26 protein-coding genes are annotated in these 25,576 nt (G+C 67.3%); 11 read left to right on the forward strand and 15 right to left on the reverse strand.

From position 1 onward, the window contains the following. Positions 1–1,257 carry an ATP-binding protein gene (locus ASD94_RS11900; protein WP_056643110.1) on the forward strand — a complete coding sequence of 419 codons (1,257 nt, stop codon included), beginning with the start codon at positions 1–3 and terminating at the stop codon, positions 1,255–1,257. 24 nt (positions 1,258–1,281) lie between these two features. Here the strand turns inward: ASD94_RS11900 and ASD94_RS11905 are convergent, their stop codons facing one another. Continuing rightward, positions 1,282–2,550, reverse strand: coding sequence for a YbfB/YjiJ family MFS transporter (locus tag ASD94_RS11905; RefSeq protein WP_056643113.1), 1,269 nt, complete (start codon positions 2,548–2,550; stop codon positions 1,282–1,284). 54 nt (positions 2,551–2,604) lie between these two features. Between ASD94_RS11905 and ASD94_RS11910 the strand changes: the two genes are divergently transcribed. Next, positions 2,605–3,489, forward strand: a complete 885-nt coding sequence (locus ASD94_RS11910) for a LysR family transcriptional regulator (RefSeq protein ID WP_056643115.1) — start codon at positions 2,605–2,607, stop codon at positions 3,487–3,489. A gap of 33 nt (positions 3,490–3,522) precedes the next feature. Next, positions 3,523–4,638 carry a nitronate monooxygenase family protein gene (locus ASD94_RS11915; RefSeq protein WP_056643117.1) on the forward strand — a complete coding sequence of 372 codons (1,116 nt, stop codon included), beginning with the start codon at positions 3,523–3,525 and terminating at the stop codon, positions 4,636–4,638. Positions 4,639–4,844: 206 nt separating this feature from the next. Here the strand turns inward: ASD94_RS11915 and ASD94_RS11920 are convergent, their stop codons facing one another. From ASD94_RS11920 to radA, 7 genes are all read right to left on the reverse strand, one after another. Beyond that, on the reverse strand, positions 4,845–5,819 hold the full coding sequence (locus ASD94_RS11920; RefSeq protein ID WP_056643120.1) for a glycosyltransferase: 975 nt from the start codon (positions 5,817–5,819) through the stop codon (positions 4,845–4,847). 12 nt (positions 5,820–5,831) lie between these two features. After that, complete coding sequence (locus tag ASD94_RS11925; RefSeq protein WP_082576862.1) at positions 5,832–7,115, reverse strand: O-antigen ligase; 1,284 nt, start codon at positions 7,113–7,115, stop codon at positions 5,832–5,834. Further along, positions 7,112–7,927 (reverse strand): glycosyltransferase family 2 protein, encoded by an 816-nt coding sequence (locus tag ASD94_RS11930; protein ID WP_056643123.1) that lies wholly within the window; start codon positions 7,925–7,927, stop codon positions 7,112–7,114. Before ASD94_RS11930 ends, ASD94_RS11925 begins: the two co-directional genes overlap by 4 nt. 3 nt (positions 7,928–7,930) lie before the next feature. After that, on the reverse strand, positions 7,931–8,137 hold the full coding sequence (locus tag ASD94_RS11935) for a zinc-finger domain-containing protein (RefSeq protein WP_056057299.1): 207 nt from the start codon (positions 8,135–8,137) through the stop codon (positions 7,931–7,933). A 5-nt stretch (positions 8,138–8,142) separates the two neighbouring features. Further along, positions 8,143–9,081 carry a branched-chain amino acid transaminase gene (locus tag ASD94_RS11940; protein WP_056643128.1) on the reverse strand — a complete coding sequence of 313 codons (939 nt, stop codon included), beginning with the start codon at positions 9,079–9,081 and terminating at the stop codon, positions 8,143–8,145. 113 nt (positions 9,082–9,194) lie between these two features. Then, positions 9,195–9,614, reverse strand: a complete 420-nt coding sequence (locus ASD94_RS11945) for a hypothetical protein (RefSeq protein ID WP_056643131.1) — start codon at positions 9,612–9,614, stop codon at positions 9,195–9,197. 58 nt (positions 9,615–9,672) lie between these two features. Next, positions 9,673–11,052: a DNA repair protein RadA gene (gene radA, locus ASD94_RS11950; RefSeq protein ID WP_015012120.1), complete on the reverse strand. Its 1,380-nt coding sequence runs from the start codon at positions 11,050–11,052 to the stop codon at positions 9,673–9,675. A 111-nt stretch (positions 11,053–11,163) separates the two neighbouring features. On the opposite strand from radA, the gene hpaI reads away from it, so the two are divergent. The 3 genes from hpaI (at position 11,164) to ASD94_RS11965 (ending at position 13,706) form a co-directional block, all read left to right on the forward strand. Further along, positions 11,164–11,994: a 4-hydroxy-2-oxoheptanedioate aldolase gene (gene hpaI, locus ASD94_RS11955; RefSeq protein WP_056643134.1), complete on the forward strand. Its 831-nt coding sequence runs from the start codon at positions 11,164–11,166 to the stop codon at positions 11,992–11,994. 34 nt (positions 11,995–12,028) lie between these two features. After that, on the forward strand, positions 12,029–13,006 hold the full coding sequence (locus ASD94_RS11960; protein ID WP_056643137.1) for a 2-dehydropantoate 2-reductase: 978 nt from the start codon (positions 12,029–12,031) through the stop codon (positions 13,004–13,006). 76 nt (positions 13,007–13,082) lie between these two features. Then, positions 13,083–13,706 carry a glutathione S-transferase family protein gene (locus ASD94_RS11965; RefSeq protein ID WP_056643140.1) on the forward strand — a complete coding sequence of 208 codons (624 nt, stop codon included), beginning with the start codon at positions 13,083–13,085 and terminating at the stop codon, positions 13,704–13,706. 77 nt (positions 13,707–13,783) lie between these two features. Here ASD94_RS11965 and ASD94_RS11970 read toward each other — a convergent pair whose 3' ends face one another. Beyond that, positions 13,784–15,364 (reverse strand): ABC transporter substrate-binding protein, encoded by a 1,581-nt coding sequence (locus ASD94_RS11970; protein WP_056643143.1) that lies wholly within the window; start codon positions 15,362–15,364, stop codon positions 13,784–13,786. An 88-nt stretch (positions 15,365–15,452) separates the two neighbouring features. Next, entirely contained in the window at positions 15,453–16,061 is a 609-nt protein-coding gene (locus tag ASD94_RS11975) for a LysE/ArgO family amino acid transporter (RefSeq protein WP_056643146.1), read from the reverse strand. A gap of 77 nt (positions 16,062–16,138) precedes the next feature. On the opposite strand from ASD94_RS11975, the gene ASD94_RS11980 reads away from it, so the two are divergent. Next, entirely contained in the window at positions 16,139–17,026 is an 888-nt protein-coding gene (locus ASD94_RS11980; RefSeq protein WP_056643148.1) for a LysR family transcriptional regulator ArgP, read from the forward strand. 21 nt (positions 17,027–17,047) lie between these two features. Here the strand turns inward: ASD94_RS11980 and ASD94_RS11985 are convergent, their stop codons facing one another. Continuing rightward, complete coding sequence (locus ASD94_RS11985) at positions 17,048–17,857, reverse strand: siderophore-interacting protein (RefSeq protein WP_056643150.1); 810 nt, start codon at positions 17,855–17,857, stop codon at positions 17,048–17,050. A gap of 71 nt (positions 17,858–17,928) precedes the next feature. On the opposite strand from ASD94_RS11985, the gene ASD94_RS11990 reads away from it, so the two are divergent. Then, positions 17,929–18,420 (forward strand): MarR family winged helix-turn-helix transcriptional regulator, encoded by a 492-nt coding sequence (locus ASD94_RS11990; RefSeq protein ID WP_056643154.1) that lies wholly within the window; start codon positions 17,929–17,931, stop codon positions 18,418–18,420. A 94-nt stretch (positions 18,421–18,514) separates the two neighbouring features. Here the strand turns inward: ASD94_RS11990 and ASD94_RS11995 are convergent, their stop codons facing one another. Then, complete coding sequence (locus tag ASD94_RS11995) at positions 18,515–19,384, reverse strand: hypothetical protein (protein ID WP_056643617.1); 870 nt, start codon at positions 19,382–19,384, stop codon at positions 18,515–18,517. A 128-nt stretch (positions 19,385–19,512) separates the two neighbouring features. Next, positions 19,513–20,628, reverse strand: coding sequence for an alanine racemase (gene alr, locus ASD94_RS12000; RefSeq protein ID WP_056643157.1), 1,116 nt, complete (start codon positions 20,626–20,628; stop codon positions 19,513–19,515). 156 nt (positions 20,629–20,784) lie between these two features. Here alr and lplT point away from each other — a divergent pair, with 156 nt between their 5' ends. From lplT to ASD94_RS12015, 3 genes are all read left to right on the forward strand, one after another. Further along, the gene (gene lplT / locus ASD94_RS12005; RefSeq protein ID WP_056057261.1) at positions 20,785–22,089 is read left to right on the forward strand and encodes a lysophospholipid transporter LplT; all 1,305 of its coding nucleotides are present in this window, start codon (positions 20,785–20,787) and stop codon (positions 22,087–22,089) included. 285 nt (positions 22,090–22,374) lie between these two features. Continuing rightward, entirely contained in the window at positions 22,375–23,274 is a 900-nt protein-coding gene (locus ASD94_RS12010) for a DMT family transporter (protein WP_056643160.1), read from the forward strand. Between the two features lie 75 nt (positions 23,275–23,349). Beyond that, positions 23,350–23,838 carry a glutathione peroxidase gene (locus ASD94_RS12015; RefSeq protein ID WP_056643163.1) on the forward strand — a complete coding sequence of 163 codons (489 nt, stop codon included), beginning with the start codon at positions 23,350–23,352 and terminating at the stop codon, positions 23,836–23,838. Between the two features lie 185 nt (positions 23,839–24,023). On the opposite strand, the gene ASD94_RS12020 is transcribed toward ASD94_RS12015, so the two are convergent. Further along, a complete protein-coding gene (locus tag ASD94_RS12020; RefSeq protein WP_056643166.1) occupies positions 24,024–24,500 on the reverse strand; it encodes a YcxB family protein in 477 nt (158 codons plus the stop codon). 319 nt (positions 24,501–24,819) lie between these two features. Continuing rightward, positions 24,820–25,554 (reverse strand): YafY family protein, encoded by a 735-nt coding sequence (locus ASD94_RS12025; RefSeq protein ID WP_056643169.1) that lies wholly within the window; start codon positions 25,552–25,554, stop codon positions 24,820–24,822. Positions 25,555–25,576 lie beyond the last annotated feature (22 nt).

Here is a 25,576-nt window from a genome sequence, read left to right on the forward strand (position 1 = left end):
ATGTCCCTGTCCAACCCCTTCTCCCGCCGCCTCTATCTGCGCATCTGGCTCGCCGTGGTCGGCGGCATGGCCGTTCTGACACTCACCGTGGGCTGGGCCTGGCGCATGGCCGAGGAGCAAAAGGCCCAGACCAACCAACCGTTTGTGCCGCCCTCGCGCGAGATGGCGGTGCGCGACCCTGGGGGCAACCTGGTGCTGCGCGGCATGGCCACGCGCCAGCCATCCGATCCGGGCGAGGTGGTGGAATTCCACATCGAGGCGGAAAACGGCCAGATCTTCACCCTGCAGATGGCCCCCCGCCAGCCCCGCATGGGCCGCAACGGCGGGCGGCCCGGTGGCCCGGGCCAGGACGAGGCTGCTTTCTGGACCCGGCCGCCCTTCGGCTTCCTGTGGCTGCTGGGCATCGTGGGCCTGGCGGTGGCGGTGGGCGTGTACCCCATCATCCGCCGCCTTACGCAGCGGCTGGAGGCCTTGCAGCGCAGCGTGAAGAAGTTTGGAGAGGGTGACCTGTCGGTGCGCGTGCCCGAGCAAGGCCAGGACGAGGTCGCCGACCTGGCGCGGCAATTCAACGCAGCGGCCGAGCGTGTGGAAACCCTGGTCAAGTCGCACAAGTCGCTGCTGGCCAATGCCTCGCACGAGCTGCGCTCGCCCCTGACCCGCATCCGCATGGGGCTGGAGTTGATGGGCGGCCAGCAGCCCTCGCCCGCTTTCCGCGAAGAGATCCTGCGCAACATCGCCGAGCTGGACCAGCTGGTGGACGAGATCCTGCTGGCCAGTCGTCTGGATGCACGCGAAGCCGACGTGGGCACGGTGGAACTGGTGGACCTGATTGGCCTGGCTGCCGAGGAATGTGCGCGAGTGGACGCCGACCTGGACGTGAGCGCCAGCCCTGATTCGCTGGAAGTTCGCGGCGTGGCCAAGCTGCTGCGCCGGGCCATCCGCAACCTGTTGGAAAATGCGCGCCGCTACAGCACGGGCGAGATCACCGTGGTGGTGCACCGCCGTCAGGGCCGCGCCGAGGTGCATGTGTGCGACCACGGCCCGGGCGTGCCGCCCAGCCAGCGCGAGCGCATCTTCGAGCCCTTCTACCGCCTGCCGGGCGCGAGCGAACGTGCGGGTGGCGTGGGGCTGGGGCTGGCGCTGGTGCGATCGATTGCCGGGCGCCATAACGGCACCGTGCACTGCCAAGACCGCTCCGATGGCGACAGCGGCGCATGTTTTGTGCTGGCGCTGCCGCTGGCACCGTCCACGCACTGATCGAGACGGGAACCGGCGTGCGAATCAGCGCGCCGCCGGGCGAGGGGCCAGGGGCCAGCGCCAGGCCATGGCGGCAAACAGCACCGCCCCTACCCCTAGCGCTGCGGCGGCCACGGCCAGCCCGTAGACAAAGCCTTGGCCCTGGGTGGCCGCGTGGTGCAGCATCCACGCCACCATGGGTGGGCCCACGATCTGGCCAATGCCGTAAGCAGCCGTGAGCAGCCCCGGAAAACTGTCACCCGCCGCAGGCCACACCCGCCGCGCCTCCTGCAGCGCATAGAAGGTGATGGCGGTGAACGGCAAGCCCAGCAGCAGGCTGCCCAGCGCAAACCCCGCAGGCCCCGGCCACACCAGACTGAGCGCAATGGCCCCGGCCTGCACCACGTAGGCCGCCATCAGCAGCCAGCGCCGGTCCCACGCGGCCGGGGTGCGGGTGGACAACGCTGCGCCCAACGCCACCCCGGCACCAAACAGCGGCCAGAACAGGTCAGGCCAGGGCGACCCGGCGGGCAAGGCAGCGCGCGCAATCACGGGCAAAAAGGTGGCGGTGACGATGTAGCCCAGCCCCGCAAGCCCATAGGCCAGCGCGAGCCCTGTGCGCGCCCAGAATCCGTGGCCGGGGGTGGAGCCGTCCACCACAGGCCCGGCGGCTGCGGCCGACGCCGGCATGGCCACCCCCTGCAGCACGGGCCAGATGGCGGCGCACAGCCCCACACTCAGCAGCCCAAACACCGCCCAGCCCGCTGCGGCGGGCCACTGCAGCGCCACCATTGCACTGGCCGACAGCCCCGTGAGCACGATGCCCAGCCCAGGGCCGCAAAAGATCAGGCCGCCCAATGCGGCCTGGCCCAGAGCCACCAGCCGCACCATGCACCACACCGAGACATTCAAGAACACCAGCGCACTGGCGACCCCAGCCGCAAACCGCAGTGCGGGCCAGGTGCCCGGCAGCGGCAGCGCCATGCCCAGCGTGAGCAGCACCGTGGCCGCCAGTCCCCAGCGCGCCAGCCGCGCTGCATGCCACCGCTGCCGCGCACGGGGCGCCACCCACGGCAGCGCCATGCAGGCCAGCGCTCCGATGAGATAGCCCAGGTAGTTGGCCGTGGCCAGCCAGCTGCCGCCCGCCAGCGTGACCACGCCGTCGTGCAGCATCATGGGCAGCAGCGGCGTGAAGGCAAACCGCCCGATGCCCATGGCCACGGCCAGCGCCGCCATGCCCGCCAGCGCCACGGCCAGCGGGCGTTCGGACAGGGGTGGGGCGGTGGGAGATTCCAGGGTATCGGGCTTGCGCATATGATTCTTTTTTGAGATATATTTTCTTTAAATCATCTCACAAAGAGAACAATCATGGACCTCACTGCTCTGGAGATCTTCCGCGCCGTAGCGCAGGAAGGCAGCGTGACCCGTGCCGCTGAGCGGCTGGGACGGGTGCAGTCCAACGTGACCACGCGCGTGCAGCAACTGGAGGAGCAGCTGGGCGCGACGCTGTTCCTGCGCGAGGGCAAGCGCATGGTGCCAACGCCTGCGGGCGAATCGCTGCGCGGCTATGCCGACCGCCTGCTGGCGCTGGCCGAAGAAGCACGCCAGTCCGTGCACCCCGGCGAGCCCGGTGGCCGGCTGCGTCTGGGCGCCATGGAAAGCACAGCCGCAGCGCGCCTGCCCCAGCCGCTGGCGCAGCTGCATGCGCAGTGGCCGGGGCTGGTGCTGGAGCTGTCCACCGCCCCCTCGCGCCAGTTGGTGGAGCAGGTGCTGGCCCACACCATCGACTGCGCACTGGTGGCCTGGCCGCCACCCGGCGTGGATGCCGATGCTCCGGTGGAGCGCACGCCCGTGTTTACCGAAACCCTGATGCTGGCGCTGCCCGCCAACCATCCTCCAGTGGCCGCACCGGCCGACCTGCAATTGGACACCCTGGCCGCCTTTGGCGGCGGCTGCACCTACCGCCGCATGGGCGAAGCTTTCATGCAGCAAAAAAGCGGCACACCGCCCCAGGTGCTGGAATTGGCGTCCTACCACGCCATCCTGGCCTGCGTGGCCGCCGGTCGCTGTGCCGGCGTGGTGCCCCAGGCCGTGATCGACCTCATGCGCGAGCCGCCCGCGCTGCGTCTGGTGCCCCTGGCCACCTGCGACACGGTGCTGGTGCACCGGCGCGGCTACCAGTCGCCCGCGCTGGACGCGCTGCGCGCCGCGCTGACCGCAGGCAAAGCGCCCCGTCCCGCTACATCGACCTGACCCCTTTCCCACAGATCGCACAAGGAGCCCGCCATGCCCGCCTTCACCACCCACCTGGGCCTTGCGTTGCCCATCATCCAGGGCCCGATGACCGGGTCGGACACGCCCGCGCTGGCCGCAGCCGTCTCCGAGGCTGGCGGCTTGGGCATGCTGGGCTGCGGCATGCGCTCGCCCGCCGCCATGGCCGAGGCCGCCGCCGAAGTGCGCCGCCGCACCCACCGGCCCTTCGGCATGAACCTGTTTGTGCAGGCCACGCCCACACCCGACGACGCCACGGTGCAAGCTGCGCTGCAGCGGCTGGCGCCGTTCTATGCCGAGTTCGGCCTCGTGCCCGAGCGGCCCGCGCAGTGGTGCGAGGACTTTGCCGCGCAGTTCGACGCCCTGGTGGCCGCACGCCCCGCGGTGGCCAGCTTCACCTTCGGCATCCTCACGGCGGCGCAGGTGGCCAGGCTGCAGGCCGTAGGCAGTTACGTGATCGGTACTGCCACCACGCTGGCCGAGGCGCAGGCCTGGGCCGCCGTGGGCGCGGATGCCGTGTGCGCCTCTGGCATGGAAGCCGGGGGGCACCGGGGCACCTTCCTCACCCCCACGCAGCCCGGCGCCACCGGGGCAGCGCCGTCATTGGCCGACTTTGCGGCCAGCATGGTGGGCACGCTGCCGCTGGTGGCGCAGTGCGTGCAGGCGCTGTCCATCCCGGTGATTGCTGCGGGCGGCATCATGGACGGGCGTGGCATTGCGGGCGCCCTGGCACTGGGCGCCCAGGCGGTGCAGATGGGCACGGCATTCCTCACCTGCCCCGAGTCGGCCATTGGCACCGCTTACCGCGAGGCCCTGACACGCGCCCAGGCCACCGACACGCGCACCACCCGCATCTTCTCGGGCCGGCCGGCGCGCGGCATCGTCAACCGCATGATGCAAGCCCTGCAATCCGACGAAGCGACCGTGCCGCCCTACCCCGTGCAGAACGCGCTGACCGGTGCGCTGCGCCGCGCGGCCGCCCAGGCGGGACAGGCGGAGTGCCTCTCGCTGTGGGCAGGCCAGGGGGTGGCCCAGGTGCGGCCCATGCCTGCGGCACAGTTGATGGCGTTGCTGGTCCAGGAGTGGCGGCAGGCCACCGCGCCGCGCGGCAACTCCACAGTCGGCCACTAACTACTATTATTTTTATAGCTGCAGAGGCACATTGAACTAGCGCTTGCGGCCAAAAACGCCCCAAAACCCGCGCAGTAGTCTCCCCGATATGAGCAGGGCGCTAAAAACTGGCGCGCTGTGAAACCCGTGCCACCTTGGAGCTGGCTTTGCCAGGCCACGGGTGGCGTCCCCTGGGGGGAAGGCGCCGAAGGCGACTCAGGGGGGCTTCACTGCCTCCAGGGCAGTTCGCGCGCGGGGCCCTGGATCATGGGCGGCTGGGCGTTGAGGGTTTCGCCCGCCAGCAACCGTTCGTACATGCGCAGGTAGTTGCGTGCCATGCGCTCGGCACCAAAGTGCTCCACCACATGCTGGTGGCAGGCGCGCGGGTCAAAGCGGTTGCCACGCACTGCCTCGGCCAGCACCGAGGCCTGGTCCGACAGCACGCCACAGTGCACAGGCACCAGCTCGGGCAAGGCGCCGTAGGGCGTAGAAAACACGGGGCAGCCGAAGTACAGGCTCTCGATCACGGCCAGCCCGAACGGCTCATGCCAGCGCACCGGAAAGATCAGCCCGCGCGAGGCGTTGAGCAGACCCGTCTTCTGCGAGCCGCCCACCATGCCGTGGAAGTGGATCTTGCGCGACAGCGTCCAGCGAAAGCCACGCTTGAAGTTGATGCGGTTGCCGCCCAGCACGTCCAGCTCCACCCCGGCCATCTTGGCCACCTTGATGGCGCCGCGCACGTTCTTCACCCCCCAGGCCGCCTTGCCCAGGAAGTGGTAGTGCGAGCGCGGGCGGTCAAAGTCCACCGGGCCATAACCGGCCCAGTCCAGCCCGTTGTAGACGAACTCGCTGGAGCCATAGCGCGCCGCGTGGTCGCGCGACAGGAACACCGTGTTGCGCGGCAGTGGCTTGGGCTTGCGGGCGTTGCCGTGCTCGGTCACCAGGTAGGGCTTGGACAGCTCGGAGCGCGGGTTGAACTGGAAATGCGTGATGTCCACGTCGGCCGGGATCTGGCCCTCCCACGGCTCGTCCGGCCGGATGGGTAGCACCTGGCCAAAGTCGCAGGTCGAGCCCTCGGGCACCAAGTAGCTCACGCGGTGGCCCTGCTGCACCAGCGTCTTGCCCAGGTCCCAGATCACGCGCTCGGTACCGCCGTAGCCATACACCGGGATGGGGGAGTTGTTGACCAGCAGGATGTGCATGGCAGAGGTCCTTCAGGAAAGGGAGGCGGCTTGTCCGGGCGTTTGCAGCCGCAGGCGCTCGCGGCCTTGCAGGATGGCCAGCACCAGCATGCCCATGAACAGGTAGAACATGGTGCCGCTGTTGTGCCCCAAAAACACCTGGGTGGTGCCAAAGCCCATATAGGACACGGGCAGCAGCACCCCGATCATGCGCAGGCACAGGCCCTCGGTATCCAGCGCACCCGCACCGCCCGGAAACACGCGCCGCCGCGTGGGCCAGAACAGCACCAGGGGCACGCCATAAAAAATCAGCAAAACCACGACACCGGGGATGCCACGCTTGGCAAAGATGTCCAGCAACTCGTTGTGGGCGTGGCTGAACTGCAAAACAATCGGGTGCGCCTCGCCGGCGGCCACCCTGCGCTGCTTCTCGGCCTCATAGCCATAGCGGCCCCAGCCGCTCCAGGGGCGGTCCAGGCCCATGCGCCAGGCCAGGCCCCAGTGCGCCAGGCGCTGGCCGACCGAACTGGCCGCGTCGCCCCGCGACTCGTACTGCGTGATCTCCTGCCGCGCCTCGTCCACCCGCAGGCGCACCTCGTTGGCCTTGAAGGCCATCAGGCCCACAGCCCCCACCACGACCAGCACGGCGCCGATGATTGCCCTGCGGGGTTGGCCAGAGCGCCCCTGGAGCCAGACGCACAACAGCAACGCCATGGGCAACACCACCCAGCCCCCGCGCGACTCGGACAGCAGCGACCCCTCCAGGCCCAGCAGAATGCCCACCGCCCAACCCGCGCGCTGCCAGGGCGTCCAGCGGTCCCACAGCACCAGCAGCGCCACCGAGCACATCAGCCCCAGCAACAGGCTGAGCCCGCCATACTGGATGGCGTTGGTAAACCCATTGGCACGCGGCAAGTGCTGCACCAGGGCCTGGTACATGCCGATCAGGCCCGCCCCGCAGGCGCCCACCGCGATACCGGCCCAAAGCCAGCGCACCCGCGGGGGATAGGCCAGCACGTACAGCAGGCACGGCAGCGCCAGCAGGTACTTGGCAGGCCGGTCCAGGTTGGACCAGCTGCCCTGGGCCGGGTCAAAGTCCAGCGCCCAGACCGTGCCCATCGCCACGATGGAGGCGAAAAGCAGCCAGGCATCGCGCCCCGGCCGGCGCCGCAGCCACACCCCGGCAGTGGCCAGGCTGCACAACAGCAACACCACCGCGCCCCACGAATAGCCCGAGCGCACCCACAGTGCCAGACCCGGCACCATGAAGGCCGCCACGCCCGACAAGCGCACAAAAATTTCGTCAATTTTGGTCAACGGCGCACGCTCTCACTCAGTTGCTGGTGGTCGTACTCCAGGGCGGCATACCGGAAGAACGCCTCCAGCGCCACAAACAGGCAATACAGAAAACCGGCCCCGCCACACAGAAAGCCCAGGCGGAACACATACAGGCGCAGAAACATGCTGGTGCCCGAGGCCACGCCTCGCACCACGCCACCCTTCTTGCCCGCCGCTGCCCGCTTGGCAGCCCCCAGCATCGCGTACTGCGTGAGCTTCTCCAGGCTGCCGCGCACGGTGGTGCGCGAGTAGTGCAGCAGCCGCGCCTCGATCAGGCGGCGTGGCACGGCGCCACCGCCCGGTGGTGGCAACAGCTCGGCCTGCTCGTGCACCACGCCCGTGAACTCCCGGACCATGGCGCGCACGAACAGGCGCTCGATCTGCGATTGCGAGCGGAAGTACTTGAGTTCGTGCCCGTAGGCCACCATGCGCCAGCGGATGGTCCACACGGCCTGCGCGCCAGAGCGCACGATGGCCTGAAGCTCCTGGGCGAACGCCGGTGTCATCACCTCGTCGGCATCCAGGAAGAAGATGTAGTCACCCCGCGCATGGGCCAGTAGCCGGTTGCGCTGCACGGCAAAACCCTTCCAGTCGGGGTAGCTGTGGACTTCCGCGCCCAGGCGCTGGGCGATGGCCACGGTGTCGTCCGTGCTGCCGCTGTCCACCACCAGCAACTGGTCGGCAAACGCGGCGCTCTGCAGGCAGGCTTCAATGCGGTGCGCCTCGTTGAGGGTCAGCACCGCCACGGTCAACGTGGGCGCCGCCGATGCGCCGCCGGTTGCAGCTGGCATCAATCAGTGGCCAGCGTGTACGTGCTCACCGGCCTTCAGGCGGTACACCGTGCCGCAGTACGGGCACTTGGCTTCACCCGTGCGGGCCACGTCCAGGTACACCTTGGGGTGGCTGTTCCACAGCTTCATGTCGGCTTTGGGGCTGGGGCAAAAAACACCGCCTTGGGCGTTCAGGTCTTTGGCCAGGAGTTCAACGGTAGCTTGGGACATGTTCTTCAGACCTTGCTAAGCCAGTGGGCGTATTGGGGATTGCGGCCGTTCACGATGTCGAAGAAGGCGCTCTGGATTTTTTCGGTGATCGGGCCGCGCGAACCGGCACCGATTTCGATGCGGTCAAGTTCGCGGATGGGCGTCACTTCAGCGGCCGTGCCGGTGAAGAAGGCCTCGTCGGCGATGTACACCTCGTCACGGGTGATGCGCTTTTGCACGATTTCCAGGCCCAAGTCCTTGGCGATATGGAACACCGTGTTGCGGGTGATGCCGTTCAGGGCACCGGCTGACAAGTCGGGCGTGTAGATCACGCCGTTTTTGATGACAAAGATGTTCTCGCCCGCGCCTTCGGACACGAAGCCGGAGCTGTCGAGCAGCAGGGCTTCGTCATACCCGTCGTCCAGCGCTTCCATGTTGGCCAGGATGGAGTTGGTGTAGTTGCTCACCGCCTTGGCCTGCGTCATGGTGATGTTGACGTGGTGGCGCGTGTAGCTGCTGGTTTTGACGCGGATGCCGCGCTTCATACCCTCTTCGCCCAGGTAGGCGCCCCAGGCCCAGGCTGCCACCATCAGGTGGATCTGGTTGCCCTTGGGAGACACGCCCAGCTTTTGCGATCCGATCCAGGTCAATGGGCGCAGATAGCACGATTCGAGCTTGTTTTCGCGCACCACAGCCTTCTGGGCCTCGTTCACTTCTTCCTTGGTGAACGGGATCTTCATGCGCAGGATCTTGGCGCTGTTGAACAGGCGGTCGGTGTGCTCTTCCAGGCGGAAGATCGCCGTGCCGTTGGCCGTGTTGTAAGCGCGCACGCCTTCAAAGGCGCCGCAGCCGTAATGCAGGGTGTGCGTCAGCACGTGGATCTTGGCGTCACGCCAATCGACCATCTGGCCGTCCATCCAGATCTTGCCGTCACGGTCGGCCATCGAGGGAACTACGGGGCTCATGGGTGTCCTTTGGTTGCTGTGGGTCGCAAAACCGGGATTTTACGGGGCCCCAGCCCACCGGGAACCGCCGCCCGAGGGTGCCGTGCAGCAAACCCGCCAGATCCAGGCGGGGTCTATGCCTCCTGAGCCGGGGTATCAGCGTCCGCCTGCGGCCGCACCAGCGCCCACTTCACGAGCTTGCCGTGGCGGAACTCGCAGGTCACGTGCGACTGGGTGCCATCGGTCCAGCGGTAGATCTCGGGGTCCTCGCCCTCGGGAGACAGCCGTTCACCCAGCGCCTGCGTCATGGCCACCACGTGCATCAGGTTCACGCCCTCGGCCAGTCGTGCGTTGAGCATCACGGCGCTGCCCACATAGCCGATGGGCCGTTTGGCGGCCTTCTTCATCACGTTCACCAGCCGCGTGAAGTGCAGCAGGGTCCACATGACCAACCCGCCGACGACCGCCGCCACACCGGCCCAGCCATAGGCATAAAACCCAAAGCCGACCAAGGCCAAGCCGCCCAGCGGCACCAAGATATTGCGCAAATTCATGGCTCGATTGTCTTACGGCGCCGCATTCGCAGCGCTGTGGGCATTGCGTAGATGGGGTTTACAAGCCCCGGACCACGTCCATCGCTTCTTCCACCCGCTCCACCGCGTGGATGGTGAGGCCCTCGATGGGCTTCTTCGGCGCGTTGGCCTTGGGCACCACGGCCACACTGAAACCGAGCTTGGCAGCTTCCTTCAGGCGCTCCTGGCCGCGAGGCGCGGGCCGCACCTCGCCCGCCAGGCCCACCTCGCCAAACGCCAAAAAGCCCCTGGGCAGCGCCTTGCCGCGCAAGCTGGACGTGATGGACAACATCACGGCCAAATCGGCCGCAGGCTCGCTGATGCGCACGCCGCCCACCGCGTTCACAAACACGTCCTGGTCCATGCAGGCCACACCCGCGTGGCGATGCAGCACGGCCAGCAGCATGGCCAAACGGTCCTTGTCCAGGCCCACACTCAGGCGCCGGGGGCTGGGGCCGCCGCTGTCCACCAGCGCCTGGATCTCGACCAGCAGGGGGCGCGTGCCCTCCAGCGTCACCATCACGCAGCTGCCGGGCACCGGCTCGCTGTGCTGGCTCAAAAAGATGGCGCTCGGGTTGCTCACGCCCTTGAGGCCCTTTTCGGTCATGGCGAACACGCCGATCTCGTTCACGGCGCCAAAGCGGTTCTTGATGGCGCGCACCAGGCGGAACTGGCTGTGGGTGTCGCCTTCGAAGTACAGCACCGTGTCCACCATGTGCTCCAGCACGCGCGGCCCCGCCAGCGCGCCTTCCTTGGTCACGTGCCCTACCAGAATCACGGCGATGCCCGTGCCCTTGGCCATGCGCGTGAGGTGCGCCGCGCATTCGCGCACCTGGGCGACCGAGCCCGGCGCGCTGGTGAGCTGGTCGGAATAGGTGGTCTGAATGGAGTCGATGACGACCACGGCGGGCTGCGTGGCGTCCACCGTCGCCAGGATCTTTTCGAGCTGAATTTCGGCCAGCAGCTGCACCTGGCTGCCCTCGATGCCCAGGCGGCGTGACCGAAGCGCCACCTGCGCGCCGCTTTCCTCACCCGTCACATACAGGGTGGGCAGACCCGCGCGCTGCAGCGCATCCATGGCCTGCAGCAACAGGGTGGATTTGCCAATGCCCGGGTCCCCGCCGATCAGCACCACGCCGCCCTCCACAATGCCGCCGCCCAGCACGCGGTCCAGCTCGTCGATGCCGCTGGGGGTGCGGGCCACATCCTGCGCTTCGATGGCCGCCAGCGGAAGGACGGGTTGCGCATTAGCCAGGCCCGCGTAGCCCTGCGGCGCGCTCAGGCGGTTCTTGCCCGGCCCGGCCTCGGCCACCTGCTCGATCAGCGTGTTCCAGGCGCCGCAGGACGGGCATTTGCCCAGCCAGCGCGGGCTGGTGCCGCCGCACTCGGTGCAGGTGAACGTGGTTTTTTCTTTGGCCATGGCAGGTAACGGGTGGGAGCCCCAAGGGGGGCAGCCGACTATAGCGGCCATGCCGACACCGATCCGCCACAGCCCGTACGATGGCGGGCTTGGCACCGCACGGAGTTGACATTGCAGACACCCACCAACCGCTTCAAACAAGCCATGGCCCAGGGCCAGGCGCAAATCGGCCTCTGGCTCGGGCTGGCCAACGGCTACAGCGCCGAAATCCTTGCGGGCACCGGCTACGACTGGCTGCTGGTCGATGGCGAACACGCACCCAACGACCTGCGCTCCATCCTGCACCAGCTGCAGGCCATCGCCAGCGCCACCAGCGCCCTTCCCCCCGGCGCGCAGGCGCCCCACCCCATCGCCCGGGTGCCGGTGGGTGACACGGCCCTCATCAAACAGTACCTGGACATCGGCGCACAAACCCTGCTAGTGCCCATGGTGGATACGCCCGAGCAGGCCCAGCAACTGGTGCGCGCCACGCGCTATGCGCCAGAAGGCGTGCGCGGCATGGGCAGCGCGCTGGCCCGCTCGTCGCGCTGGCAGGCTTACCCGCAATACGTGCACGAGGCCAACCAGCAGATCTGCCTGCTAGTGCAGGCCGAGACCGTGGAAGCCATGGCCAACCTCGATGCCATCGCCGCCACGCCAGGGGTGGACGGCGTGTTCATCGGCCCGGCCGACCTGTCGGCATCCATGGGCCACCCCGGCAATCCGGGGCACCCGGATGTGCAGGCCGCTATCCACGACGGCATTGCGCGCATCCTGCGCGCGGGCAAGGCGCCGGGCATCCTGGCCACCACCGAATCGCAGGCGCGCCAGTGGCTGGCGGCCGGTGCGCTGTTTGTGGCCGTGGGCGTAGACACCATGTTGCTGGTGAGTGCTGCGCAGGATCTGCTCGCACGCTACCGCAGCGCGGCCGACGCCGCCCCCTCCCGGCCCGCAGGCTACTGAACTTTTCTTCTTTCAGACCCAAGGACAGACATCCATGAAAGCATGTATTTACGGCGCGGGCGCCATCGGCGGCTGGCTGGGCGTGGCCCTGGCGCAGGCAGGCCACACCCTCAGCATGGTGGCGCGGGGCGACACACTGCGCGCGCTGCAGGCCGAAGGGCTGCGCATGCGGCGCGCCGACGGCACGCTGGTGCAGGTGGCCGTCACGGCCCACAACGACCCGGCAGCCCTGGGCGTACAAGACCTGGTGGTGGTCGCCGTCAAGGCGCCGGGCCTGCCTGACGTGGCGCGTGCCATGGCCCCGCTGATCGGCCCCAACACCATCGTGCTCACCGCCATGAACGGCGTGCCGTGGTGGTTCCTCGACGGCTTTGGCGGCGCGGCACAGGGGCGTGCCCTTGAATCCGTGGACGCAGGCGGCGTGATCGCCAGCGCTATCCCGACGAACCATGTGGTGGGCAGCGTGGTGCACACCAGCTGCTCACTGGAGGCGCCTGGCCTCGTCAAACAACATTTCGGCAACCGCCTCATCGTGGGCGAGCCCGATGGCAGCCGCAGCGAGCGCTTGCAAGCACTGGCCGACACGCTGCAACGCGGTGGCATCGATGTAGAGGTGAGCACCACCATCCAGAAAGACATCTGGTTCAAGCTGTGGGGCAACCTCACGGTCAACCCCATCAGTGCCCTCACCGGTGCCACCACCGACCGCATCCTGGACGACGACCTGGTGCGCGGCTTTGTTAGCGCGGTGATGCTGGAAGCCAAGGCCATTGGCGAAAAGCTGGGCCTGCCGATCGACCAGCAGCCCGAGGACCGCCACGCCGTCACGCGCAAGCTGGGCGCGTTCAAGACCTCGATGCTGCAGGACGTGGAAGCGAACAAGCCCCTGGAGATCGACGCCCTGGTGGGCGCCGTGCGCGAGCTGGGGCAGATCACCCACACCCCCACGCCCCACACCGACGCCTTGCTGGGCCTGGTGCGGCTGATGGCGCGCACACGCGGCCTGTACTGAGTCATTTCAAGAAATATCGGCTGCAGGCGCCTGTGGAATATGCGCAAGCAGCTATTTAATTCATAGCAAACCTACCATGACCCAACTCACGCTGTACTACACCCCCGGCACCTGCGCGCAGGCCGTTCGCATCGCTCTGGAAGAAGCGGGCGCCCCCTACGACCTGGTGCGCGTGGACTTCTCGGCCGGCCAGCAACGCACGCCCGAATACCTGGCAGTGAACCCCAAGGGCCGCGTGCCCGCGCTGGCCACACCGCACGGCATGCTGACCGAAACGACCGCGCTGCTGGCCTATGTGGCGCAGAGTTTTCCCGAAGCGCGCCTGGCGCCCGCCGACGCGCATGGCTTTGCGCGCCTGCAAGAGTTCCACAGCTACCTCGCGTCCACCGTGCACATCGCCCACGCCCACCGCCCCCGCGCCAGCCGCTGGGCCGACGAGCCCGAGGCGCAAGCGGCCATGCAGCGCAAGGTGCCGCAGAACATGACGGAGTGTTTCAACCTCATCGAAGGCCACTACCTGCCGAACGCGGACCAGGGCCCGTGGGTGATGGGCGAGCAATACACAGTGGCCGACGGCTACTTGTTCACCATCGGCACCTGGCTGCACAGCGACGGCGTGGACATTGCCCAGTTTCCGAAGGTGTTTGCACACACGCAGCGCATGCTGCAGCGCCCGGCGGTGCAGCGCGCAATGGCCTGATACGCCCCGTCAGCAGACGCTAAAAAGCCCCGGTGCTTCGAGTCAGAAGCACCGGGGCTTTTTGCTGGCAACGGGGATCAGTTCACCTTCAGGTACCGCCAGTCAATGCGGTTGTCCGCGCGGTGGATGATCTCCACCTTCTTCGTACCCGCCCACGGAATCACCTGGTTGTACAGCGGAATGTGCGACACCAGCTCGTGCTCCTTGATCAGCGCCTGCTCGATCAGCTGGTTGCGCGTGGTGGCATCGGTTTCCTTCTTCACGCGCTCGATCAGTGCGTCCATTTGCGGGTCGGAGAAGCGGCCCAGGTTGAAGTTGCCGTCCCCGCCCGCGCCGGGCGAGCGCACCAGCGACTGCAGACTGTAGAACGCATCGAACGTGGGCACGCCCCAGCCCAACAGGTAGATGCTGGCCTCGTTGCGCTGGATCATCGGGAAATACGTGGCAAACGGCAGCGAGCGCAGTTTGGCCTTGACGCCCACCTTGGCCCAGTGCGAGGTGATGGCCTGGCACAGCTGCTCGTCGTTGATGTAGCGGCCCGCGCTGCACGCAAAGTCCACTTCAAACCCATTGGGGTAGCCCGCATCGGCCAGTAGCTTTTGCGCGGCCTTGGCGTCGTAGGGGTAGCGCACGTCGGCCTTCTTGGTCCAGCCGTTCACCTGATTGGCGATCAGCGTGCCCGTGGGCTGGGCCAGGCCGCGCAGCACCACGCGCTGGATGGACTGGATGTCGATGGCCTGGTACAGCGCCTTGCGCACGCGCAGGTCCTTCAGCGGGTTCTTGCCCTTCACGTCCGAGCCGGGCAGCTCGTCGCGGAACTGGTCCAGCCCCAGGAAGATGGTGCGGTACTCCGGCCCCTCCAGCACCTGCAGGTTGGGCGTCTGTTTGATGCGCGCCAGGTCCTGCAGGCTGGGGTCGATCACAAAATCCACCTCACCCGACAGCAGCGCCGCTGTGCGCGTGGCGTCGGCCTTGATGGGGGTGTAGACGATCTCGGTCAGGTTGGTGGGGTACTTGCCCTTGCCCCACCAGTGGGGGTTGGGCTCCAGCACCACGCGCTGGTCAGGCGTCCACTGCTTGAGCTGGTAGGGGCCAGTGCCCAGCGCATTGCGGTGGGCAAAGTTTTCGTCCTTGGTCTTGATGTCCTTGGGCTCGACCGACTTGTTCTTCTCGGCCCAGGCCTTGCTCATGATGCGCAGCTCGGTCAGCTGGTTCACCAGCACCGGGTTGGGCAGGTCGGAGTGGATGTCGATGGTGTATGCATCGACTTTTTCCACACGGTCAATGCCCTGGGTGTAGACGGCGAAGTTGGAGCTTTTGGCCTTGGCGCGCTCCAGCGAGAACTTGGCGTCGTCGGCCGTGAACTCGCTGCCGTCGCTGAACTTCACGCCCTTGCGCAAGGTCAGGCGCAGCTGGGTGGGCTTGATCAGCTTCCACTCGGTGGCGAGCGAGGGCTCGGGCTTGAAGGTCTTGCTGTTGTATTCCACCAGCGTGTCGTACACCGCGCCGTGCATGGTGTTGTTCACGCCCACGTTCTGGGTGTGGATGTCCCAGGTGGAAATGTCCACCGAGCGGGACCAGCGGAATGTGGCGGACTGTGCGGCCAGGGGCAGGGCCGCAACAACGGCGGCGGCCAGGAGAAGGTGTTTGAAGCGCATGGACGGGAGGATAGGCAAAAAAGCCAAAAAATGCTGAATGGCCAGACTATCCCCCAAGCGGCGCTTTTAGAAAACGAACTTATTCTTCTTAGCTTAGAGCCATCACCCCTGCCAGCACCAGCATGGTGGTGGCCGTCACCCCGTCCAGCACCCGCCACGCCGCCGGGGTGGCAAACAATGGCGCCAGCCAGCGGGCGCCCAGGCCGATCAACAAGAACCACAGCGCGCTGGCCAGCGAGCCACCCGCCGCAAACAGCGCACGCCCCCAGGCCGGGTACGGCGTGGCCATGGTGCCCAGCAGCACCACGGTGTCCAGGTAGACATGCGGGTTGAGCCAGGTGAGCGCCACCACCGTGGCCAGCGTGGTGCGCAGGCTGGTGCCGGGGCCGCTGGTGGCCACCAGCAACTGGCCGGGGCGCAAGGCGCGCGCGGCGGTCTGTGCGGCGTAGACCAGCAAAAACAACGCGCCCGCCCAGCGCATGAGCTGCGCCCATTCGGGCCGGGCCAGTAGCACGCCGCCCATGCCCCACACGCCCACCTGCAGCAGTAGCGCGTCCGACAGCGCACACACCATCACCACGGGCATCACATGCTCGCGCCGCAGACCCTGGCGCAGCACAAATGCGTTTTGCGCGCCAATGGCCATGATGAGCATGGCAGTGGAAGTGAAACCGTGAACGAAGGCAGTGGAGACCATGGGCAGGGATTCTGGCCAAGGGCCTGCGTTGACGCCAGCTATACTTTTTAACGATCCGTCAGAATGGCTAACCACCCATGCAACTCGACTCCGCCCAGCTCAACGCCTTTGCCACGGTGATCGATGAAGGCAGCTTCGAGCGGGCGGCGGCCGTGCTGCATGTCACGCGCTCGGCGGTGTCGCAGCGCATCAAGCTGCTGGAAGAGCGCGTGGGCCAGGTGCTGGTACGCCGCGCCACGCCCTGCACGCCCACCGAGGCCGGGCAGGCGCTGTACCGCCATGCGCGCGAGGTGGCATTGAGCGAGGCCGATGCGCTGGCCACCATTGGCGGCGGGCAGCACAGCACCACGCGGCTGGCGATTGGTGTGAATGCCGACTCGCTCGCCACCTGGTTCCCCCACGCCATGGCGCAGGCGGCCGAGGGGCAGGCCATCACCTTCGACATCCATGTGGAAGACCAGGACCATTCGGCCAACCTGCTGCGCGAGGGCCGCGTGATGGCCGCCGTGACGGCCGACCCGCAGCCCGTGCAGGGCTGCCAGGTGCTGCCGCTGGGCACGCTGCGCTACCGCGCGCTCGCAAGCCCTGCGTTCATGGAGCGCCACTTTGCGCAGGGCGTGAACGCCACCACCCTGGCGCAGGCACCCATGCTGGTGTTCAACCGCAAGGATGCGCTGCAGGCGCGTTTTGTGGGCCGCATCACGCGCCGCAAGCTCGCACCGCCCGTGCACTGGCTGCCCGAGGCACATGCGTTCGTCAAAGCCACCCGCGCCAGCCTGGGCTGGGGCATGACGCCTGACCCGCTGGTGGAGGACGACCTGAAGACCGGCGCCCTGGTTGAACTGATTGCAAACAAGCCGGTGGACGTGCCGCTGTACTGGCAGTGCTGGCGCCTGAATGTGCAGGCGCTGCAGCACATGACGCAGGCGGTGCAGAAGGCGGCGGCGCTGACGCTGCTTCGCTGAAAGAAAGGCGGCGAGTGCCGACTACGCAGCGCTCACCAGGTCTTCGTGGTGGTCCGCCGCCCCGCGCTTCCAGTAGGCGGAGATGCGCAGCCGTTTCGGGTCCACACCCGGCTTGGCCAGCACGGCGCGCCGTACGGCGGCCATGTCGCTGTGTTCGCCTGCAGCCCAGACAAAGCCCGCACCGGGCGGCAACGCCAACGCCTCCACAGCGGCAGGCAGCGCGCTCACCCATTGCAGATCCACCTGCGCCGCGCTGGTCAACACCCGCTGGTCGGCCGGGTTGCCCAGCTGGATGCGCACGGTGGCCACCGCGCAGGCGGGCAGCTCGGCCAAGCGGCGGGCAATGGCGGGCAGCGCGGTTTCGTCGCCCAGCAGCCAGTGCCAGTCAAACGCTGTGGGCACCACCATGCTGCCGCGCGGCCCGGCAATGCCCACCCATTGGCCCACGGTGGCGCTGGCGGCCCAGTCGGTGGCGGGGCCTGCGTCGTGCAGGGCCACTTCGATGTCCAGCTCGCCCGCAGTGGCGTCAAAACGCGCGGGGGTGTAGTCGCGCAGCGTGGGGCGGGGGCCGTCGAACACGGGGCGGCCGTCCTGCAGCGTGGGCAAGGTGGGGCGGTCTTGCCCGGGCGAGGGAAGGGTGAGCTTGAGGTGGTCGTCGAACCCGGCGCTCACAAACCCCGCCAGCTCGGGGCCGGCCAGGGTCAGTCGCACAAAGCCGGGGCTGACCTGGGTGCGGCGCACCACCTGGAGATGGCGGCCCTGCAGGGGATGGCGAATGCGCTCGATAGCGAGGGAGGGGGCCGCGGCGGCCAGGGGCAAGGAAGCGTTCATGGCGTAAAATGTTGATTTAATCAACCAAATCATCCGCCATTCAGTTGACTTTGTCAACCGATAGCCACGCCATGCCCCCACGCGCCCGCCCCGATGTGTTTGAAGCCCTGCACGACCTGATGCACGCCTACCGGGCGCGCATGGTGCGCGCGATGACCTCCGTGCATCCGGACCTGACCTTCAATGAAGTGCGCGCGCTGAACTTCATTGGCCGCCACCCCGGCGCCACGCAGAAAGAGCTGGTGCGCCACAGCGGCGCCGACAAGGCCCAGGTGGCGCGCATGCTGGGCCTGTTGCAGGACAAGGGGTGGCTGGAACGCCAGCCGCACGCCGAAGACCGGCGCAGCCTGTGCCTCACGCTGAGCGCCGAGGGCCAGGCGCTGTACCAGGCGCTGCAGGCCGCGCGGAAAACCCTGTCGGCCCAGGTGCTGGCGGGCTGCGACGACGCCACCCAGGCACAGCTGCTGGCCCTGCTGGCGCGGGTGCGGACCAACCTGGACGCGCTGCCACCCCTGGAGACTGGCGAGGACTGCAGCCACGGCAAGGGCCGGTCCTCCCGGTAGGAGCCCCTCGGAGGCGCTTCCGACGATTTTTGAAGGGATTTTTGCCCCAAGCGCTAGTGCAATATGCCCTGACAGCTATCAAATAGAGAGCAAATCAGCGCCCCTGGATCACGCGCAGCGCCTCGGGCAACGACTGCACATGGGGCAGGAAGTGGTCGATGGTGGCGCCCAGCAGCACGGCGCAGACCAGCGCGCCCAGCAGCGGCTTCCAGGTCAGGCGCACGGCGGCGCTGAGCCAGCCCTCGCGCTCCACCCCCACGGCGGCGCGGGCCGTGGCCACCGAGAAGGCAATCTCCACCGCCACCGTGAGCAGCACATCCCAGCCAAAAAACAGCATGGCCAGCGAGCCCGCCCCCAGGATCAGTGCCGCGCCAATGAGAAAGATGGCCACCACGGGCACGACCACCACAGCGCCCTCGTCGGCGCTGCCCAGCGCATCGGCCGCGCCCCCGGCAATATCGCCCAGCACGCCGGAGTCGCTGCCGGAGCCCCCGCTGGACAGGCCCTGCGTCCACCCGCCCCCAAAGTCCCCCGATGCGCCGCCGCCGCCAAAGTTGCCACCGCCAGTGCGGGGCAAGGGCACCTGGCCTCCCCCGGAGGGGCCATTGCCACTGGGCCAGGAGATGTCGGGCAATTCCACACTGCTGCCGTCGCCCGCCGACCCGTCCCGACGCACCAGCCGTGCCGCCCAGGCGCGCAGCACCAGCAGATAACCGACATAGCCCACCGACAGCGTGACCAGGTACCGCAGCGCCAGCGAATCCACGCCCAGCACCATTTGCACGTGCGAGGTGGCCCACATCAGCAGCAGCGTGAAGCTGCCGATCAGCAGCCCATGCCAGCGCAGGCTGTAGCGCTGCTGCAGGCTGCGCGCCACCGCGCCGTGGTGCGGCATGCGCACCGAGCGCCAGGTGGAACTGCTTTTTTTCTTGGGGCTGGAGGAGTTGCTGCGGGGTGTGGCCATGGAAGGAGCGCGCTGCGCGGTGGCAAACAGACGGCGCCATTTCACACCAGTTTCAGGCCACCCCTCGCTCAGCCCGCACCCCGCAGCGTGAACTTCTGCGCGAACCGCAAGGGCACAGAGGGAGGACGTCAGGCCACGCCGTCCACCACCACCGGCACGCGCTGGGCCAGTGCACACATCAGCTCGTAGCCCACGGTGCCTGCCGCCTGCGCCACCTCGTCGATGGGCAACACCACGCCATTGCTGGCGCGGCCCCAGAGCGTGACCTCGCTGCCAAAGCCCACCTCCACACCCGCCTGCTGCAGGGGCGTGAGGTCCACAGTCACCATGTCCATGCTCACCCGCCCCACCAGGCGCGTGCGCACGCCGTTCACCAGCACCGGCGTGCCGGTGTCGCAGTGGCGGGGGTAGCCGTCGGCGTAGCCACAGGCGGCGATGCCAATGGTGAGCGGGCCGTCGGCCGTGAAGCCCGAGCCATAGCCCACCGTGTCGCCCGCCTGCAGTTGCTGGGTGGCGATGAGGCGCGTGGACAGCGTCATGGTGGGTTGCAACCCCCAGTGGCCGGCATGGTGCTCGGGGAAGTCCGGCGCGCTGCCATAGACCACGATGCCAGCGCGCACCCAGTCGGCGCGCACACCCGCATCCTGCGCGTGGCGCAGCGTGGCGGCACTGTTGCTCAGACTGCGCTCGCCAGGCAGGTCCTGCGCGGCGGCGTTGAAGGCCGCCATCTGGTGCGCAATGCCGCGCGGGCCATCGGCGTCGCTGAAGTGGGTCATGAACGAAATCTCGTCCACCTGCGGCAGCGCATTGAGCCGGGCCCACGCCGCGCGGTAGCGCTCGGGGGTGAAGCCCAGGCGGTTCATGCCCGAATTCATCTTGAGGAACACCCGGTGCGGCACCTGCGTCTTGTGCGCAGCCAGCATGTCGATCTGCTCGTCGCAGTGCACCGCATGCCACAGGCCCAGGCGAGAGCACAGCTCCAGGTCGCGCGGCTCGAACACGCCTTCGAGCAGCAGGATGGGCCCGCGCCAGCCCAGGTGGCGCACGCGCTCGGCCTCGGCCAGGTCCAGCAGCGCAAAACCGTCGGCGCCGCGCAGGCCCTCGTACACCCGCTCGATGCCGTGGCCATAGGCATTGGCCTTGACCACCGCCCACACCTTGGCGTCAGGCACCGACTGGCGCACGCGCGCGAGGTTGTGGTGCAGGGCCGTGGTGTGGATGGTGGCAGCAATGGGACGGGGCATGGGACAGACCTGATGGAGCGAGGGATTTACCGGGGGACCAGCGCCGGATTCTGGCACTGTGGCCGTTTATCCGCGTGATATAACCGCCTGTCCCTCGCTACGATTCTTCACATTTACCAGGGCATCAGCCCAACTGATGCTCTCACCAGCCATTCGATGAAGCGCGGTTTTTACACCATCATGTCGGCGCAGTTTTTCAGCTCGCTGGCCGACAACGCACTCTTCGTAGCCGCTGTGGAACTCCTGCGCACCGGAGGCGCCCCCGAGTGGCAGCGCGCAGCCCTGGTGCCCATGTTCGCATTGTTCTATGTGGTGCTGGCGCCCTTCGTCGGCGCCTTTGCCGATGCGCTGCCCAAGGGCAAGGTCATGTTTGTCAGCAACGCCATCAAGGTGGCGGGCTGCCTGATGATGCTGTTTGGCTCGCACCCGCTCATGGCCTACGCCGTGGTGGGGCTGGGTGCTGCGGCCTACTCGCCCGCCAAGTACGGCATCCTGACCGAACTGCTGCCCGCGTCCCAGCTCGTCAAGGCCAACGGCTGGATCGAGGGCCTGACCATTGCATCGATCATCCTGGGCGTGCTGCTGGGCGGCCAGCTGGTGGGGCAGCAGCTGTCGGGCATGCTGCTGGGCTTTGACTTCCCCGTGATCGACACCGGCGTGGACACCCCCGCCGAGGCCGCCATCGCAGCGCTGATCGCTGTCTATGCGCTGGCTGCCTGGTTCAACACCCGCATCCCGCACACCGGGGTGGAGATGCGCCCCCTGCGCGCCGACCCGTCGCGCAGCGTGGTGGCCAACGCGCTCAACCTGCTGCCTGACTTCTGGGCCTGCAACAGCCGCCTGTGGCGCGACAAGCTGGGCCAGATCTCGCTGGCTACCACCACCCTGTTCTGGGGCGCCGGTGGCAACCTCAAGTTCATCGTGCTGGCCTGGGCCGCCGTGGCCCTGGGCTACAACACCACCCAGGCCTCGGCCCTGACCGGCGTGGTGGCCATCGGCACCGCCGTGGGTGCCGTGGTGGCATCGATGCGCATGCGCCTGGACATGGCCACCCGCGTGATCCCGCTGGGCATTGCGATGGGCTTGCTGCTGATCCTGATGGTGTTCATCAGCAACATCTGGCTGGCCATTCCGTTCCTCATCGTGCTGGGTGGCCTGGGCGGCTACCTGGTGGTGCCCATGAACGCCCTGCTGCAGCACCGGGGCCACAACCTCATGGGCGCAGGCCGGTCGATTGCCGTGCAGAACTTCAACGAGCAGGCCTGCATCCTGGGCCTGGGGGCGTTCTACAGCCTGTCGCTCAAGCTGGGCCTGTCGGTGTTTGGTGCCATCACCACCTTCGGGCTGGTGGTGGCGGGCATCATGTGGGTCATCCGCCGCTGGCACCAGCGCAACTGCGTGAACCACCGCGACGAAGTGAACCACCTGCTGGACATCGCGCGGCACGATACGCACCATTGACTCCTGATTGCGAAGCCCCCCTGTGCGGCTTCGCCGCTTCCCCCGAGGGGGACGCACCCGGTGGCCTGGAGCTATTGAAGGCTCCCCCTGAGCCGCTGCGCGTCTTCCCCCTCTCTCGCTGCGCGGGAGGGGGACGCACCCAGTGGCCTGGCAAAGCCAGCTCCACGGGTGCACGGGCCTTGAAGCGTTCCAGTTTTAACGGCTGTGCAGCATGGAACTATTTGCTACATAATTTATAGCTATTGGCGCATATTCCACTAGCGCTACCGCCTGTTTTTGCCTTCAATGCACTCTCCACTGCCCTTCGCCGCCCTGCTGTTCAACGCCTTTGTCTGGGGCCTGGCGTGGTGGCCGTTCCAGCACATGCACCAGGCGGGGTTGCACCCTTTGTGGGCCACGGCGTCGATGTACGCCGTGGTGCTGCTGGCACTGCTGGCGTGGCGCCCCGGCATCCTGCAGCAGGTGCGCGCGCATCCCCAGTTGTGGCTGCTGGCGCTGGCCTCGGGGCTGAACAACGTGGCTTTCAACTGGGCCGTGACCATTGGCGACGTGGTGCGCGTGATCCTGCTTTTCTACCTGATGCCCGCCTGGGCCGTGTTGCTGGCCTGGCGCATTCTGGGAGAACGCCCCACACCGGCGGCGCTGCTGCGCCTGGCGCTGGCCTTTGCGGGCGTGGTGCTGGTGCTGCTGCCGGTGGGTGCCCCGGCGTCGCGCCTGCTGCAGAACCTGTCGCTGGCCGACGCTTTGGCACTACTGGGCGGCTTCATGTTCGCACTGACCAACGTCACGCTGCGCCGCCTGCACACCGTGCCGGGCCCTGCCCGCATGTTCTCGATGTTTGGCGGCTGCATGCTCATGGCGCTGACCGTGGCCAGCATCGGCTTGCAAGTGGGCGTGGTGGAGCCCTTCCCCGCCGTCAACAGCACCTGGGTCGTCACCGGCCTGCTGCTGGCGGGCGTGCTGATGCTGGGCAACTGGGCACTGCAATTTGGCGCGGCCCGACTGGCGGCCGGCACCACCGCGCTGGTGATGCTGTCGGAGGTGATGTTTGCCAGCGTGTCATCGGCCCTGCTGGGCGCGGCCACGCTGAACACGCGCACCGTGCTGGGCGGCGCGCTGATCCTGCTGGCATCGCTGCTGGCGGCGCTGCAGTTCCGCCGACCGGGCGCCGCGGGCCCTCATTGATGGATTGACCCGCAGGCGCACAGGCCTCTGCAGCTGGGGCTACGATGGCCCGTCATCCACACCCGGAGTACCCGCATGCCCACCAGCATCTACGACTTTGAAGCCCAGCAGATGAACGGCCAGACCGTGCCCTTGTCGCAATACAAGGACAAAGTGCTGCTCATCGTGAACACCGCCAGCGCCTGCGGCTTCACGCCCCAGTTCGGCGGGCTCGAAGAGCTGCACAAGGAATATGCCGACCAAGGCCTGGTGGTGCTGGGCTTCCCCTGCAACCAGTTCGGCGCCCAGGACCCCGGCAGCAACGACGAGATCGCCAGCTTCTGCCAGCTCAACTACGGCGTGAGCTTTCCCATGATGGCCAAGATCGACGTGAACGGCGCCAACGCATCGCCCCTGTACCAGTGGCTCACCGCCGAGGCCCCGGGCCTGCTGGGCAGCAAGGCCATCAAGTGGAACTTCACCAAGTTCCTGGTCGGCAAGGACGGCCGCGTGATCCGCCGCTACGCGCCGCAGGACGCGCCGAAGAAGCTGGCGGGGGATATTGAGGCGGCGCTGGCAAGTTGAGAGGGCACACCCTGTAGCGCCGCGTCACCACCAGAATGATGCGGCCCCGGGGATCTGCGGCATTTCTACCCCTCTGGGCTCAACGGCCGTTTTCGGCCAGTAGCAGCCTGTGGAAGCGAATGGAAGCAGGCGCTCAACGTTCGAGGTAAGGGACCTGCCGCAGGCAGGTCCCCTTGACCGAGGGGTTAGGCCTCAGTCTTCGCGCGCACGTAAGCTATAAACTTCTCACGCTGCGGCGCGTCGGCGAAGGCGCGACTTGGAATTATGCAGGCCGCGTGCGCGGCAGTGTAGACAGCCACGAAGCCTGGGCAACTGACGGTGGAGACAATGCCAGGCCACTTGTAATGCGATACACAGAACGCAGTAGCGTCTGAAAACGTGTCGTCCGACACCTCTACGACGTGCTCGGTGAGCAGCGCGCGATTCTTCTTGGAGTGGAGAACCACAAAGTTGTACACGAGTTGAAGCGCCCACATTGCCGAGTATGCAATGACCCAAGCGAGGACTCCTCGGCGGACATCGCTTCCGATCGACTCGGATACCGCGATGAGGGCGGCCACAGCAACGAAGAACAGCTGGTTCGGGATCAGTAGGAACTGATGAACTGCGTTGAAGGCAAAGTAGTCTCGAAAGCGCAGTGAGTACTGGATTCGCATGAGCATGTTCTCTGAGGCCTAACGTGATGTATCCCGCAAAACCTGCGGATAAACTGGACTGTGCGGGATATTCTGGACACTGATTTCTCCTGAGAGTGGCTTGCAGCATAGGTTTGCAAGGGACGACCTGCTCAAACGTCCAAGTATAAAAATTCCGTGAAACCCCGCATGCGTCAACTCGGCAAACTATAGACTGCCGCAGGCAGACAACGAAATTTCCAACAGCCGCGTGCAGTAAGTCAAAGGCAGCTTCCGGGCGGTGCTCTGAACGGCCGCTCAGGGCCCATTGCCGTCTTCGGCCCCCCACTCCTTGCACTCCATCTCTTCAGGAATTCCCATCTGCCCCCGGCGCAGTCCCCCACTCCACCGGCCGCCCCTCCATCTCCCCCTCCACTTTGCGCAGCAAGTCCGCCAGGGTCTTGCCGGGCTCTTGGCGGAACTGTTCTTCCAGCACGGTGATGGCCGCAATGCGGTCGATGCGAAAGCCGCGAAAGTCGTTGCGCAGTTCGCACCAGGCGGACAGCGTCCAGACCTTGCCCCAGTAGAAGCAGCCCAGCGGGCGCAGGCGGCGCAGGCTGGGGCGGCCGTTGACGTCGGCGTAGTCCACCTGCACCACGTGGCGGCTGTGCACGGCCTCGCGCAGGGCCTGCAGATGGGACTGCACACGGGGGTCCAGCCCCACCGAGGGCGCATAGAGCGCCTGGGCCTCCGCCGCCACGCGCGCGGCGGGGGGCAGCACGGACAGGATCTTGCCCAGGGCGCCTTCCACCTCGCGGGCAAGCCCCGCATCAAGCCATGCCTGGGCCAGGCGGGCGGCGGCGACCAGAGCATTGGCCTCGCCCTGGCTGAACATCAGCGGCGGCAGGTCAAAGCCTGCGCCCAGACGGTAGCCCACACCGGCCTCGCCCTCAATGGGCACGCCCTGGTGCTGGAGGTCCGCCACGTCGCGGTAGATGGTGCGGGCCGAGACTTCGAGCCGCTCGGCCAGGAAAGCAGCGGTGGACAGGCGCCGCCCCCGGATGAGCTGGACGATCTGGAACAGGCGGTCGGCGCGGCGCATGGGCTGGGAATATGAATGTTTT

This window comes from Acidovorax sp. Root70 (assembly GCF_001428225.1).
Classification (GTDB): Bacteria; Pseudomonadota; Gammaproteobacteria; order Burkholderiales; family Burkholderiaceae_C; genus Acidovorax.

Coding starts and splice junctions, on each gene's coding strand:
- ASD94_RS11900 (WP_056643110.1), top strand. CDS start 1: ATGTCCCTGTCCAACCCCTTCTCCCGCCGCCTCTATCTGCGCATCTGG.
- ASD94_RS11905 (WP_056643113.1), bottom strand. CDS start 2,550: ATGCGCAAGCCCGATACCCTGGAATCTCCCACCGCCCCACCCCTGTCC.
- ASD94_RS11910 (WP_056643115.1), top strand. CDS start 2,605: ATGGACCTCACTGCTCTGGAGATCTTCCGCGCCGTAGCGCAGGAAGGC.
- ASD94_RS11915 (WP_056643117.1), top strand. CDS start 3,523: ATGCCCGCCTTCACCACCCACCTGGGCCTTGCGTTGCCCATCATCCAG.
- ASD94_RS11920 (WP_056643120.1), bottom strand. CDS start 5,819: ATGCACATCCTGCTGGTCAACAACTCCCCCATCCCGGTGTATGGCTAC.
- ASD94_RS11930 (WP_056643123.1), bottom strand. CDS start 7,927: ATGCCAGCTGCAACCGGCGGCGCATCGGCGGCGCCCACGTTGACCGTG.
- ASD94_RS11935 (WP_056057299.1), bottom strand. CDS start 8,137: ATGTCCCAAGCTACCGTTGAACTCCTGGCCAAAGACCTGAACGCCCAA.
- ASD94_RS11940 (WP_056643128.1), bottom strand. CDS start 9,081: ATGAGCCCCGTAGTTCCCTCGATGGCCGACCGTGACGGCAAGATCTGG.
- ASD94_RS11945 (WP_056643131.1), bottom strand. CDS start 9,614: ATGAATTTGCGCAATATCTTGGTGCCGCTGGGCGGCTTGGCCTTGGTC.
- radA (WP_015012120.1), bottom strand. CDS start 11,052: ATGGCCAAAGAAAAAACCACGTTCACCTGCACCGAGTGCGGCGGCACC.
- ASD94_RS11960 (WP_056643137.1), top strand. CDS start 12,029: ATGAAAGCATGTATTTACGGCGCGGGCGCCATCGGCGGCTGGCTGGGC.
- ASD94_RS11965 (WP_056643140.1), top strand. CDS start 13,083: ATGACCCAACTCACGCTGTACTACACCCCCGGCACCTGCGCGCAGGCC.
- ASD94_RS11970 (WP_056643143.1), bottom strand. CDS start 15,364: ATGCGCTTCAAACACCTTCTCCTGGCCGCCGCCGTTGTTGCGGCCCTG.
- ASD94_RS11975 (WP_056643146.1), bottom strand. CDS start 16,061: ATGGTCTCCACTGCCTTCGTTCACGGTTTCACTTCCACTGCCATGCTC.
- ASD94_RS11980 (WP_056643148.1), top strand. CDS start 16,139: ATGCAACTCGACTCCGCCCAGCTCAACGCCTTTGCCACGGTGATCGAT.
- ASD94_RS11985 (WP_056643150.1), bottom strand. CDS start 17,857: ATGAACGCTTCCTTGCCCCTGGCCGCCGCGGCCCCCTCCCTCGCTATC.
- ASD94_RS11990 (WP_056643154.1), top strand. CDS start 17,929: ATGCCCCCACGCGCCCGCCCCGATGTGTTTGAAGCCCTGCACGACCTG.
- ASD94_RS11995 (WP_056643617.1), bottom strand. CDS start 19,384: ATGGCCACACCCCGCAGCAACTCCTCCAGCCCCAAGAAAAAAAGCAGT.
- alr (WP_056643157.1), bottom strand. CDS start 20,628: ATGCCCCGTCCCATTGCTGCCACCATCCACACCACGGCCCTGCACCAC.
- lplT (WP_056057261.1), top strand. CDS start 20,785: ATGAAGCGCGGTTTTTACACCATCATGTCGGCGCAGTTTTTCAGCTCG.
- ASD94_RS12010 (WP_056643160.1), top strand. CDS start 22,375: ATGCACTCTCCACTGCCCTTCGCCGCCCTGCTGTTCAACGCCTTTGTC.
- ASD94_RS12015 (WP_056643163.1), top strand. CDS start 23,350: ATGCCCACCAGCATCTACGACTTTGAAGCCCAGCAGATGAACGGCCAG.
- ASD94_RS12020 (WP_056643166.1), bottom strand. CDS start 24,500: ATGCTCATGCGAATCCAGTACTCACTGCGCTTTCGAGACTACTTTGCC.
- ASD94_RS12025 (WP_056643169.1), bottom strand. CDS start 25,554: ATGCGCCGCGCCGACCGCCTGTTCCAGATCGTCCAGCTCATCCGGGGG.